Source organism: Kribbella sp. NPDC054772, assembly GCF_053611945.1.
In genome coordinates, this window is the sequence record NZ_JBSHBJ010000001.1 from 427,192 (window position 1) to 439,526 (window position 12,335).

The following is a 12,335-nucleotide window of genomic DNA, read 5'->3' on the forward strand; positions in this document are numbered from 1 at the left end:
TGCCGTCAGCCCTTGGCGGCGGCGTCGAGGGCGGCTTCGAGCCAGGCGGGCCCGTCGTGTGCGGGATCGCGGTCGGCGAACTGCTCGGTGAGCTCGGCGCCGAGGCTCTCGTCGGTCGCCCAGCCCTGGCCGATGAACGACCGGGCCAGCCGGCCGAGGTCGGACAGGTCGAAGCCCTGGCCGTCGGCGAGGTCGGCCAGCGTCCGCGCCGGACCGGTGACCGGCATGCCCTCGACGACGTTGCACTCCGCTTCGGGGACCGAGCGCGGATGCACCGTGACCCCGCTGGGCAGGGTGTTCCGGGCCCGGCCGGAGAACTCGATCCCGGTGGGGGCCGCCGTGCCGGCGCCGTACAGCAGGGCTGCGGACTGGTGGGAGACCACCAGGGTGGTCAGGGACCGTTCCCACGCGGGCGTGGGTTCGGCGAGCAGCCAGGTCGCGTAGAGGGCCGGGTGCGGGTGGCTCGCGCCGGCGCGGACCCGGATCACGCCGTCGATGACCGGCTCGACGACGTCGGCTTCCTCCCACTGCGCGAGGATCTGCTCGGTCACCTCCCCGCGGAGTTGGGCGATGGCCACGAGTCCGTGCTGGCCCTCGGCCAGCGTGCAGACCCGCACGAACGCGTCCAGCATGTTCGGGCGCGCGAAGCCCTTCATCGTCATCCCCGCAGCCGTGGTCGGTGGCAGTTCCGATCAACATCATGCAGGTCCGCGGGATCGTGAAGATGAACAGCGGGTTGTCGGAAAGTTTCGCCGAGTACTGGCCAAGCGGCGGAATATCCCGGAATGCTGGGCCGGGACAGGTTCCCTTCACCGCCCCGGAGGTTGTTCCGATGTCCATCACTCGACCGTTTCCGCGGCTGCTCGCCGTACTGCTGTTGTTCTCCGCAACCCTGACCGCTTCGCAGGTCGTCGCCACGACGGTGGCGCATGCGGACGGTTGCTACACGTGGGGCCGCACGCTCAGCCAGGGCGCGAGCGGCGAGGACGTCCGGCAACTCCAGATCCGCGTCGCCGGGTACCCCGGGTACGGCGCTCATCTCGCGACCGACGGCGCGTTCGGGCCGGCGACCAAGGCCGCGGTGCAGCGGTTCCAGTCGGCGTACGGACTGGCGGCGGACGGGATCGCCGGGCAGGCCACGTTCAGCAAGATCTACGCCCTGCAGGACGACGACTGCACCCCGATCCACTTCACGTACGCCGAGTTGGACGACGGCTGCGGCGGTTCCGGGTACGACGGTGGTCCGTTGTCAGCGGCCGCGACCAAGGCGAACGCGCTGCAGACGATGTGGCAGCTGGAGGCGCTGCGCCACGCGCTCGGTGACCAGCCGCTCAGTATTTCCAGCGGTTTCCGCAGCATTCCGTGTAACCGCGCGGTCGGTGGCGCCAGCAACAGCGAGCACCTCTACGGCCGCTCGGCCGACCTCACCGGCGTGCACTCGTTCTGCACGATGGCCAAGGAAGCCCGCAACCACGGCTTCGGCGGCATCTTCGGGCCCGGGTACCCGGACCACAACGACCACACCCACGTGGACATCCGCACCTCCAACACGTGGAGCGCCCCGAACTGCGGCGTCTAGCCCAAGGTCTTAGCCCAGCGGACGATCCGCGAAGTCGGTCAGCGGCGGTAGCCCAAGCGCTACCGCCGCGGCCAACTGCTCCCACCCGGCGCGGCCGAACGGCTCGGCCCCGGTCCGGAACGCGTGTTCCAACATTTCCGCCGCGTCCACAGCCGCCGCACGCTCGTCCTCGGTGACGAGCGAGTGCGCGGGTGTGTAGAACCAGGTGCCGAAGGCATCCGTGTCCATCAGGTACGACGGCCACAGGCCGCAGCCTGCCGGGCGTTTCCGTTTCCGGATGTACGTCGGAGTCACAGGAGCTGGCTCAAGGTGTGGATCGCGAGACCGACGAGGGCGCCGACGACGGTGCCGTTGATGCGGATGAACTGGAGGTCGCGGCCGACGTGCAGCTCGATCCGGGCAGCGGCCTCGTGGCCGTCCCAGCGTTCGATCGTGTCGGAAATGACGGAAACGATCTCGGTTCCGTACGTGCGCACGACGTACCCGACGGCCTCGGCGGCGCGGGCGTCGACCTTGTCGCGCAGCGCCTCGTCGTCCTGGAGACGGTGGCCGAGATCGTGCAGGAACTTGATGCCGCGGACCCGCAGCGTGCTGGTCGGGTCGTTGATCGAGTCGATGAGCGCCGTCCGCATCGCGTCCCAGACCGCGGTCAGGCTGTTGCCCATGTCCGGATGCGTGAGCATCCGCGCCTTCCACGCCTCGAACCGTTCCATCGTTTCCGGGTCGTGCTGCAGATCGTCCGCGAGCTGCGCCAGCAGCCGGTCAACCGCTTTCCGCGCCGGGTGCGACTGGTTGTCCCGTACCTCGCCCAGCCAGGTCAGCGCCTCGCGGTGGATCCGGTCGATCACCAACCGGTCCACCCACTGCGGTGACCAGCGCGGCGCCCGCGGTCCGACCACGTCCGCGAGCAGTTCGCGGTTGTTCGCCAGCCAGTCGTACGCCTCCACCATCAGCAGGTCGAACAACGCGTGATGGGCGCCGTCCTCGACCACCGACTGGACGAAGTGTCCGGCGATCGGGCTCAACGGTTCCTTCACGAACCGCGGCAGCAACGACCCGCGCACGAACGCCGCCACGTCCTCGTCGCCGAGCCGCGGCAACGCCGCCCCGACGGTGCGCGCGCCCTCCGCGACGATCCGCTCGGCATGGTTGCCGTCGGCAAGCCACTCACCGACCCGGCGGCTGACCTGCGCGGTGTGCATCTTCTCCGCGACCACGTCCTCGGACAGGAAATTCTCGGTGACGAACTGCTCGAGACTTTCCGCCAGACTGTCTTTCCGGGTCGGAACGATCGCGGTGTGCGGAATCGGCAGTCCGAGCGGGTGCCGGAACAGCGCGGTGACCGCGAACCAGTCCGCCAGCGCACCCACCATTGCTGCCTCGGCCGCCGCGTTCAGGTACGCCCAGCCGCCCTCCCGGTGCAGCGTCGCCACGTAGATCACGGCGGCGAGCACCAGGAGGCCCAGTGCCACCGACCGCATCCGCCGCAGCCCACGCCGCCGTACCAGATCGGCCGCGCCCAACGTCAAGGTCGCCATACCCCGATCTAACCAAGTCGGCGGTGATCACACCCTCAGGCAAGCACCTGAGTCGACCCCCGGCGTTCCATCAGACCGGAAATCGCCGCCAGGACCAGACCGGCCACGGCGAGCCCGGCGCCGAGGCGGCTCGGCCACTCGTAGCCGTACCCCGCGGCCAGGACGACGCCGCCGAGCCAGGCTCCGAGCGCGTTGGCGATGTTGAGTGTGGAGTGGTTCAGCGACGCGGCCAGCGACTGGCCCTCGTGCGCGACGTCCATCAGGCGGGTCTGCAGCGCCGGTACGAGGATGCTCGCGGAGCAGCCCATCGCGAACACCGCGATCAGCGCGCCGGTCCGCGTCTGCGCGAGCCAGCCGAACGTCCCGAGGACGACGGCCACCGCGACGAGTCCGCCGTACACGCTTCCCATCAATGCACGGTCGGCGAGCCGGCCGCCGAGAACGGTTCCGACCGTCATGCCCACGCCGTACACGGCGAGCACGATCGTGACGGCGGATTCCGAGAAACCGGCCAGTTCAGTCATCGTCGGGGTGATGTAGGAGTAGGTCGCGAACATGCCGCCGAAGCCGACCATCCCGACCAGCAGGGCCATCCACACCTGCGGCCGGGCCAGCGCGCTCAGCTCGCTCCGGACGTTCACGTCGTTGCCGACTGGCTGCGGCGGCACCCAGAACCAGACCGCGACCAGCGTGAGCAGGCCGAGGACGGCGACCGCGAGGAACGGGATCTGCCATCCGAGCCGTTGCCCGAGCAGCGTCGTCAGCGGTACGCCGATGATGTTCGCGACCGGCAGCCCGACCATCGTCATCGACACCGCCCACGCCCGCCGGCCGGTCGGCACCATCGAGGCACCGACGACCGCGCCGATCCCGAAGAACGCGCCGTGCGGCACGCCGGACAGAAACCGCGCGGCCATCAGGAACTCGTAACTGGAGGCCATCGCCGACAGCACGTTTCCGACCACGAACACGGCCATCAGCCCGAGCAGCAACCGTTTCCGTCCGGTCCGCGCGCCGAGCGCCGCGATCACCGGAGCGCCGACCACGACACCCAGCGCGTACGCCGAGATGACGTGACCGGCCGTCGGGATCGAGATCCGGACGCCGTCCGCGATCTGCGGCAGCAGCCCCATCGTGACGAACTCGGTCGTCCCGATCGCGAAACCACCGGTCGCCAGTGCGAACAACGCCAGGTTGACGTGCCGCGCGCTCACGGTCGTGTCAGGAGTCACCGAACTTTTCACACCTGATTGTCGCAGAGATCAGGACGGCCACCGCGACGAGGGCGAACACCGCGTTCCCGATCAGATCGACGGTCCGGGAGGTGTCGAAGACCGGTGATTCCGGGAAGGCGTGCCACGCGTAGGTGAGCAGCGCGCCACCCGCGGCCGCGAGTGAGTGCAGCCGGGTCCAGCCGGTCCGCCGGGACCAGGTCACGAAGACGAGGACCGCGAGGATCTGGAGTGCCAGCATGACGACGGCGTCGAGCCAGCCGTTCTTGATCTGGTCGTTGACGACCATCCAGGCCGAGCTCAGCACCAGCGCGGTCACACCGACGATCCACGCCGACGGAACATTTCCAGCCGGCGCGTTTCCGGCCGTCCGCAGAGATTTCCGGCCGACCCGGACGGCCAGCGCCACAAGGACGACGATCGCGACCCCGACGCCGATGTTCTGGCCGGCGGACGCGCGGAACGGGTCCTGCCCGTAGCCGAACGCGGTCGTCGCGATGACGCCGACGACGAAGAGTGCGCCGTACACACTGAGGCCGATCTTGCCGAGCCAGGGTTCGCGGGGGCGGCGGGACAGCGACTCCATCAGCACGATCGGGACGGTGATGCTCCAGACCGTGTGCAGGCTGAGGACGAGCAGGGTCCACGGGGCGCCCATGCCGAGGGCCGAGAGGTGGCCGGGATCGAGCAGTCGCAGGTGCGCGTAGTTCGGGTTGAACAGGGACTGGGTGGTGATGCCTTCCTCGATCACGCCGTACGCGAGGGCGAGGATCAGCACGCTGGGGTAGCCCCAGCCCTGCCGGCGGACGATCTCGCGGATCAGGACCGCGCCACCGCCGTACAGCGGGGCCAGGGTCAGGAGCGCGAAGAGCGCGTTGATCGGGATGTTCCCGAGCAGGAACTCGCCGACCAGTGGGGACAGGAAGAACAGGCCGAGGGCGGGCAGGCTCCGCCGCACGCCGTACTGCGTGGGGGCGGTCGCCACGTTCGTGTTCGTCATGCCCATCACTCTGGCCGCGAACGGACGCTCGTACGGATGCGATCCGTCCGGTTCCCGCGCTGACGGACGTCGGGCCCGCACGCTGACGGACGTCGGGCCCGCACGCTGACGGACGTCGGGCCCGCACGCTGACGGATGTCATGGCTTGCCGTTAGCATCCGGCATGGCCAACTTCGGGGACTACCAGTTGCAGATCTACCTGCAGGGCATGCTGCAGGGGACGACACCGGAGATCACCACCGACCTGGCGCGGCTGGAGTCGCAGGCGGCCGGCAAGCTGCCGGTCGAGGCGATGGGGTACATCGTGCCGAGCGCCGGCGGCGGCGCGACCGCGCGCGCCAACCAGGCGGCGTTCGACCGCTGGCGCCTCGTGCCGCGGATGCTGCGTGGCAGCACCGACCGGGACCTGTCCTGCACCATCCTCGGTACGGCGATGCCCGCCCCGGTCCTGGTCGCACCGATCGGTGTCCAGACCCTCGCGCACCCGGACGGCGAGTTGGCCACCGCCCGCGCCGCGAGCACCCTCGGCCTGACCTACACGCACTCGACCCAGGCGAGCCACGCGATCGAGCAGATCGAGGCCACCAGCAAGTGGTTCCAGCTGTACTACCCGACCGACAAGGACGTCTGCCTGAGCTTCCTGCAGCGCGCCAAAGCCGCCGGGTACGCCGTCCTCGTCGTCACCCTCGACACGGGAACGATCGGCTGGCGACCGGCCGACCTGGACCGCGGGTTCCTCCCGTTCCTGAAGGGCGAAGGGCTCGCGAACTACTTCAGCGACCCGGCGTTCCAGGCGAAGCTCGCGAAGCCGATCGCCGAGGACCCGGGCGCCGCGGTCATGCACTGGGCGCAGATGTTCCCGAACGTCGGCCTGTCGTGGGACGACCTCTCGTTCCTGCGCGACAACTGGGACGGCCCGATCGTGCTCAAGGGCATCACACACGTCGAGGACGCCAAGCTCGCCGCCGAGCACGGCGTGGACGGCCTCGTGGTCTCGAACCACGGCGGCCGTCAGGTCGACGGTGCCGTCGCCGCGCTGGACGCGCTCCCGGCGATCTCCGACGCGGTCGGTGAACAGCTGACGGTCCTGTTCGACTCCGGCGTACGCACGGGATCCGACGCAGCCAAGGCGCTGTCGCTCGGCGCGAAGGCGGTCCTGCTCGGCCGCCCGCTGCTCTACGGCCTCGCACTCGCCGGCCAGGCAGGTGTCGAGCACGTACTGCGCTGCTTTCTCGCCGAACTCGACCTGACGCTGGCGCTGTCGGGGTACGCCAACCACCGCGAACTCAATCGCGACTCGGTGGTGCGGAGCTGATCGCTGTACCGAAGCACGGGTAGTGGTGGGCATGCCAGCTGCGTCGGCAGGCGGACTGCGGCTGTCCGCGGTGGCAATGGACAGACCACTACCCGTTGTTCGGTACGCCGGGAGAGGATGGCGCCCATGAAGGCCATTGTTTTCGACCTCGACAACACGTTGTTCGACCACAGCGGCGCCGCGGAGCTCGGGCTCCGGAGTTGGCTCACGGACCTCGGGGTCCTGCCGACGGAGGCGTTGGTCGCCGAGTGGTTTGTGATCGAGGAGGACTGCTTCGGCCGGTTCCTGGCGGGGGAGCTCACGCACCAGGGGCAGCGCAGGTGCCGGCTCCAGGCGTTCCTCCCGCTACTCGGGCGCGAGGTTCCGGAGACCGACGCCGAGCTGGACGAGATCTTCGAGGGCTATCTGAAGAACTACCTGAACAACTGGATCGCCTACCCGGACGCCCGGCCGGCGCTCGAAGTTGCGAAGGGCAACGGCTGGCGGATCGGAATCCTCACCAACGGCAGCACCAGGCAGCAGAACCTGAAGCTCCAGGCGATCGGACTGGCCGATCTCGTCGACGCCGTGTGCTGCTCGGAGGAGTTGGGCGCGAGCAAGCCGGACCCGTCGGTCTACCTGCGCACCTGCGAAGCGCTCGGAGCCCAGCCGGCCGAGACCCTGATGATCGGCGACAACCTCGAACTGGACGTCATCGCAGCCCAAGCAGCCGGCCTGACCGCGCGTCATCTCGACCGCGCGGCCGGCCAAACCCTTTTGGACCTGCTCTAGTCGATCGTCCAGGTGTCGGCGCCGGTGACCAGGGACTGCAGGTCGCCGGTGCCCTGGGCCTCTTGCGCCGTGGTGATCTGCTGGCGCACCAGGTCGTCATACGCCGGGCGCTCGACCGACCGGAAGACGCCGACCGGAGCCCGGTGCAGGACGCCGCCGTCGGTGAGCCGGGAGAGCGCGAACGCGTACGCCGGGTCCTCGGTGTGGGCGTCGTGGACCACGAGGTCCGCCTCGCCACCCGGCAGGTCCGCGATCTCGCGCACGGCGAGCGACGCGAAACCGTCCCGGACGACGCCGAGGCGGCCGTCCGTGCCGAAACGGATCGGCTCGCCGTGGACGAGCGGGATGATCGCGTCGTCCCGGGTCTCCGGGTCCTTGAACGCCTCGAACGCGTTGTCGTTGAAGATCGGGCAGTTCTGGTAGATCTCCACGAACGCCGTACCGCGGTGTTCGGCCGCGGCCCGCAGTACCGAGGTCAGGTGCTTGCGGTCGGAGTCGACCGTCCGGGCCACGAACGTCGCCTCCGCGCCGAGCGCCAGCGAGACCGGGTTGAACGGGTTGTCCACCGAGCCCATCGGCGTCGACTTCGTCACCTTGCCCGGCTCCGACGTCGGCGAGTACTGACCCTTGGTGAGGCCGTAGATCCGGTTGTTGAACAGCAGGATCTTCAGGTTCACGTTCCGCCGCAGCGTGTGGATCAGGTGGTTGCCGCCGATCGACAGCGCGTCGCCGTCACCGGTGATCACCCAGACGCTCAGGTCCGGCCGCGCGGTCGCCAGACCGGTCGCGATCGCCGGCGCGCGGCCGTGGATCGAGTGCATGCCGTACGTCGACAGGTAGTACGGGAAGCGGGACGAGCAGCCGATGCCGGAGACGATCGCCACGTTCTCGCGCTTGATCCCCAGGTCGGGCAGGAACCCCTGGAAGGCCGCGAGTACCGCGTAGTCACCGCAGCCGGGGCACCAGCGGACCTCCTGGTCCGACACGTACTCCTTGCGGTTCTGCGGCTCGGTCGCGGCCGGGACGCCCTGCAGACCGTTGGGCAGGCTCGGCATGCCGAGCTCCACGGTGCTCATCGTGCTCCCTCCTTCAGGTGGCCGTTCTGGTCGGCCAGTGCCTCGCCGTGCTTCAGGGCGGCCGCGGCCGTCCCGAGGTGGCGGGCGTCGTCGTCGATGCCGGCTGTCTCCTCGACCAGGTTGCCGATCACCTCGGCGAGCTCCGCGGCGCCCAGCGGCATCCCGCGGACCTGCGCGTAGGAGACGACGTCGACCAGGTACTTCGAGCGCAGCAGCATCGCCAGCTGGCCCAGGTTCATCTCGGGGACCAGGACCTTGTCGTAGCTGCGAAGCACGTCCCCGAGGTTCGACGGGAACGGGTTCAGGTGCCGCAGGTGCGCCTGCGCGACCTTGCCGCCGACCTTGCGGACCCGGCGGACACCGGCCCCGATCGGGCCGTACGTCGAGCCCCACCCGAGCACCAGCACCTTCGCCGTACCGTCCGGGTCGTCGACCTCGACCGGCGGGATCGACCGGGCGACCGCGTCCACCTTGGCCTGGCGGGTGCGGATCATCAGGTCGTGGTTGGCCGGGTCGTAGGAGATGTTGCCGGTTTTGTCCTCCTTCTCCAGGCCACCGATCCGGTGGTCCAGGCCCGCCGTACCGGGGATCGCCCAGGCGCGGGCGAGGGTCTCCGGGTCACGCAGGTACGGGAGGTACTTCGCGGCGCCGTTGTCGTCGGTCGCGTTCGGCTCGACGGTGAAGTTCGGCTCGATCGTCGGCAGTTCGTCGACGACCGGGATCTGCCACGGCTCGGACCCGTTCGCCAGGTAGCCGTCGGACAGCACGATCACCGGCGTGCGGTAGGTGATGGCGATCCGCGCCGCCTCGATCGCGATCGCGAAGCAGTCCGCGGGGGACTGGGCGGCGAGCACCGGCAGCGGCGCCTCACCGTTGCGCCCGAACATCACCTGCAGCAGGTCGGCCTGCTCGGTCTTGGTCGGCATACCTGTCGACGGACCGGCGCGCTGGATGTCGCAGACCACCAGCGGCAGCTCGAGCATCACGCCGAGGCCGATGGTCTCGGACTTCAGGCTGATGCCCGGGCCGGACGACGTGGTGACCCCGAGCGCACCGCCGAACGACGCACCGAGCGCGGCGCCGACACCGGCGATCTCGTCCTCGGCCTGGATCGTGGTGACGTTGAACCGCTTGAGCTTGGACAGCTCGTGCAGTACGTCGGACGCCGGGGTGATCGGGTACGCGCCGAGGACCAGCGGCAGGCCGGCCCGCTGGGCGCCCGCGACCAGGCCGTAGGCCAGCGCGAGGTTGCCCGAGATGTTCCGGTACGTACCGCTGGCCATGCTGGCCGGCTTCACCTCGTAGCGGACCGAGAACTCCTCGGCGGTCTCGCCGAAGTTGTAGCCCGCCCGGAAGGCCGCGATGTTCGCGTCCCGGATGTCCGGCTTGCTCGCGAACTTGGTCTCCAGGAACGTGATCGTCGAGTCGACCGGCCGCTGGAACAGCCAGGACACCAGACCGAGGGCGTACATGTTCTTCGCCCGGGACGCGTCCTTGCGGCTGAGTCCGAACTCCTTGACCGACTCCACCGTCATGCCGGTCAGGTTCAGCGGTACGACGTGGTACGCGTCCAGCTCGCCGGTCTCCAGCGGGTTCGCGTCGTACCCGATCCGCTTCAGGTTGCGCGCGGTGAAGTCGGCGGTGTCGACGATCAGGGTCCGGCCGCGCGGCACGTCCTTGAGGTTCGCCTTCAGCGCCGCCGGGTTCATCGCGATCAGCACGTCGGGCGCGTCACCCGGCGTGAGGATGTCGTGATCGGCGAAGTGGAGCTGGAAGGACGACACCCCGGGCAGGGTCCCGGCAGGTGCCCGGATCTCTGCGGGGAAGTTGGGTAACGTCGACAGGTCGTTGCCGAACGATGCCGTTTCCGCTGTGAACCTGTCCCCCGTGAGTTGCATCCCGTCGCCGGAGTCGCCGGCGAAGCGGATCACCACGCGGTCGAGCTGCTTGACCTCGATGGTCACTGTTCTGTTCATCTCCAAGTCGAAGCTTGGGTCGTCCCTGCCGCGTCGTGGGCAACAGGTCGATCCCCCCGTCAGGGTGATAACCCCAATATTAGTTCGCCCTTAGAACGGAACCATGCGGAAGCCCCGGTGGTCCACAGCCTGGGACGGGGTGTTAGAAGCCGATCTGTTCCGGTAAGGGCGAAACCTCCCAGTGTCACACTGCGCAAGCGCTCGCTTGCGATCAGCAGGGAGAACCGGCAGGGTGTCGTCATCAAGCTGTGACACTCGGGGTCCTCAGGGAGTTGTTTCATGCGCCGTGTGCGTTTACTGGTCGGTCTGCTGACGTTGACGATGGTGGGGTGCGCGGCCCCGGCGGCGCCGGCGAACAGCGCCCTCAGTCTCGGCAGTACGGCGGCCGCCGCGCCGGCGTCGGTGACGACTCCCACCCGGACCGCGACGATCGCGAGCATCCGGACGACCGACGCGACCAAGGGTGTGATCACGGTGGTCGGGACGCTGTCGCCGGCGCCCGCGGCCGGGAGCCGGATCCCGCTGCACCAGTGGATCCCGTCGCAGAAGCGCTGGCAGGAGATCGCGCACGGGTACTCGACGGGCAGCAGCGTGACGATCACCACGGTCCAGCCCGGGTCGGTCCGGACGTACCGGATCGCGGTCGCGGCGCAGGCGCCGTACACCGCGGGGATCTCGCCGATGATCAGCTTCAAGCACTACGTGTGGCGCGGGATCTTCAAGAAGGGACTGCTCGCGAGCGGTGGCGTGGGGCAGCCGCAGTTCACCGTCGTACCGCCGAATGAAGGGCCGCGGCGGGCCGAGGCCGACCTGCTGGCGAACCAGGGTGGGTATGTCTGGGGCGACGTCGACTCGACCGGCTGCCGCTACTCGCGGAACTGGCTGGGCAACCTGACGGACGGCACGGTGCGGGTCTCGCTGCACAACGGGACGACGGCGCTGACGTCGGTCCGGATGAAGCAGGAGACCGAGACCTGGCTGAACCAGGACATCACCGGCGTGACGCGGCTCCGGCTCCAGGTCGCCGACATCCAGTCCGGCTACGGCCCGTACGTCTCGATCGACTCTTTGCTGCTCTGCACCAATTAGACTGCTGCCCGTGTCGGACAGCTATGGCGTCGTCGCCGCGGTGGTCGCGCTCGGCCTCGTGGGGCTGATCGGCGCGTTCGCGCTGAACAAGGCGCTGACGGTCACGTATCCGACCGAGGGCAAGCTCAAGACCTACGAGTCCGGCGTCGACCCGGTCGGCGAGGGCTGGGCGCAGGTCCACATCCGGTACTACCTGTTCGCGTACCTGTACGTGATCTTCGCGGTCGACGCGATCTACCTCTTCCCGTGGGCCACGATCTTCGCGACGCTCGGCTTCGCGACCCTGATCGAGATGTTCGTCTTCCTCGCCTTCGTCGCGGTAGGCCTCCTCTACGCCTACCGCAAGGGCGTCCTCCGCTGGACCTGAGTCGCTGAAAGCCCTTTGAAAGTCCGGTTTCCTACGGTCGTGGGCGACGGGGGCGGTTCGACGCTCCCGCAGTCCACACTCAGGAGGGAACCATGGGGACAGCACGATCGACGGTGGTCCGGCGGGTCGGGGCAGCACTGGTCGCGACGGGGGCGCTCGCGGGTGGCGCCCTGGTGGCGGCAGAGCCGGCGGCGGCGGGGACGAACGTGTGTGCGCAGCTGTGGCGGCACAAGCCGGGCGGCGGCTACGACAGCTGGGGCCTGCCGTGCGACACGATGTGAGCGACTGACAATCGGGGTGCCGTTACCACCGGGGGGGGGAGGAACACGCCACGTTGGCGGGGTTGGCGCACTCGGGGGGGAGGGCGACCGCCGTCATGTTTTAGTATCGGG

The 12,335-nt window shown here is 69.1% G+C and carries 13 protein-coding genes; 6 read left to right on the forward strand and 7 right to left on the reverse strand.

The annotated features are described in order from the left end of the window. Positions 1-5: 5 nt before the first annotated feature. Complete coding sequence (locus ACWGID_RS02125; protein ID WP_452193562.1) at positions 6-656, reverse strand: hypothetical protein; 651 nt, start codon at positions 654-656, stop codon at positions 6-8. 176 nt (positions 657-832) lie between these two features. Here ACWGID_RS02125 and ACWGID_RS02130 point away from each other — a divergent pair, with 176 nt between their 5' ends. Then, positions 833-1,579, forward strand: coding sequence for a D-Ala-D-Ala carboxypeptidase family metallohydrolase (locus tag ACWGID_RS02130; RefSeq protein WP_452193564.1), 747 nt, complete (start codon positions 833-835; stop codon positions 1,577-1,579). A 9-nt stretch (positions 1,580-1,588) separates the two neighbouring features. Here the strand turns inward: ACWGID_RS02130 and ACWGID_RS02135 are convergent, their stop codons facing one another. Genes ACWGID_RS02135 through ACWGID_RS02150 form a run of 4 tightly spaced genes read right to left on the reverse strand, consistent with a single transcriptional unit; the run spans position 1,589 to position 5,349 of the window. Next, entirely contained in the window at positions 1,589-1,873 is a 285-nt protein-coding gene (locus ACWGID_RS02135) for a hypothetical protein (protein WP_452193565.1), read from the reverse strand. Then, positions 1,870-3,117: a DUF445 domain-containing protein gene (locus ACWGID_RS02140; RefSeq protein ID WP_452193567.1), complete on the reverse strand. Its 1,248-nt coding sequence runs from the start codon at positions 3,115-3,117 to the stop codon at positions 1,870-1,872. Before ACWGID_RS02140 ends, ACWGID_RS02135 begins: the two co-directional genes overlap by 4 nt. A gap of 35 nt (positions 3,118-3,152) precedes the next feature. Next, positions 3,153-4,349 (reverse strand): MFS transporter, encoded by a 1,197-nt coding sequence (locus ACWGID_RS02145; protein ID WP_452193569.1) that lies wholly within the window; start codon positions 4,347-4,349, stop codon positions 3,153-3,155. Then, the gene (locus ACWGID_RS02150; RefSeq protein WP_452193570.1) at positions 4,339-5,349 is read right to left on the reverse strand and encodes a hypothetical protein; all 1,011 of its coding nucleotides are present in this window, start codon (positions 5,347-5,349) and stop codon (positions 4,339-4,341) included. Before ACWGID_RS02150 ends, ACWGID_RS02145 begins: the two co-directional genes overlap by 11 nt. Before the next feature lie 163 nt (positions 5,350-5,512). On the opposite strand from ACWGID_RS02150, the gene ACWGID_RS02155 reads away from it, so the two are divergent. Together ACWGID_RS02155 and ACWGID_RS02160 are read left to right on the forward strand one after the other, a co-directional pair. Further along, the gene (locus ACWGID_RS02155; protein ID WP_452193572.1) at positions 5,513-6,664 is read left to right on the forward strand and encodes a lactate 2-monooxygenase; all 1,152 of its coding nucleotides are present in this window, start codon (positions 5,513-5,515) and stop codon (positions 6,662-6,664) included. A 126-nt stretch (positions 6,665-6,790) separates the two neighbouring features. Beyond that, the gene (locus ACWGID_RS02160; protein ID WP_452193573.1) at positions 6,791-7,435 is read left to right on the forward strand and encodes an HAD family hydrolase; all 645 of its coding nucleotides are present in this window, start codon (positions 6,791-6,793) and stop codon (positions 7,433-7,435) included. Here ACWGID_RS02160 and ACWGID_RS02165 read toward each other — a convergent pair. Beyond that, positions 7,432-8,511: a 2-oxoacid:ferredoxin oxidoreductase subunit beta gene (locus ACWGID_RS02165; RefSeq protein ID WP_452193575.1), complete on the reverse strand. Its 1,080-nt coding sequence runs from the start codon at positions 8,509-8,511 to the stop codon at positions 7,432-7,434. The genes ACWGID_RS02160 and ACWGID_RS02165 overlap by 4 nt on opposite strands. After that, entirely contained in the window at positions 8,508-10,487 is a 1,980-nt protein-coding gene (locus tag ACWGID_RS02170) for a 2-oxoacid:acceptor oxidoreductase subunit alpha (RefSeq protein ID WP_452193576.1), read from the reverse strand. The genes ACWGID_RS02165 and ACWGID_RS02170 overlap by 4 nt, the downstream gene beginning before the upstream one ends. 279 nt (positions 10,488-10,766) lie before the next feature. Here ACWGID_RS02170 and ACWGID_RS02175 point away from each other — a divergent pair, with 279 nt between their 5' ends. From ACWGID_RS02175 to ACWGID_RS02185, 3 genes are all read left to right on the forward strand, one after another. Next, the gene (locus ACWGID_RS02175) at positions 10,767-11,576 is read left to right on the forward strand and encodes a hypothetical protein (protein ID WP_452193578.1); all 810 of its coding nucleotides are present in this window, start codon (positions 10,767-10,769) and stop codon (positions 11,574-11,576) included. 10 nt (positions 11,577-11,586) lie between these two features. Continuing rightward, positions 11,587-11,943 carry an NADH-quinone oxidoreductase subunit A gene (locus ACWGID_RS02180; RefSeq protein WP_387770854.1) on the forward strand — a complete coding sequence of 119 codons (357 nt, stop codon included), beginning with the start codon at positions 11,587-11,589 and terminating at the stop codon, positions 11,941-11,943. 92 nt (positions 11,944-12,035) lie between these two features. Continuing rightward, positions 12,036-12,224, forward strand: coding sequence for a hypothetical protein (locus ACWGID_RS02185; RefSeq protein WP_452193580.1), 189 nt, complete (start codon positions 12,036-12,038; stop codon positions 12,222-12,224). Positions 12,225-12,335 lie beyond the last annotated feature (111 nt).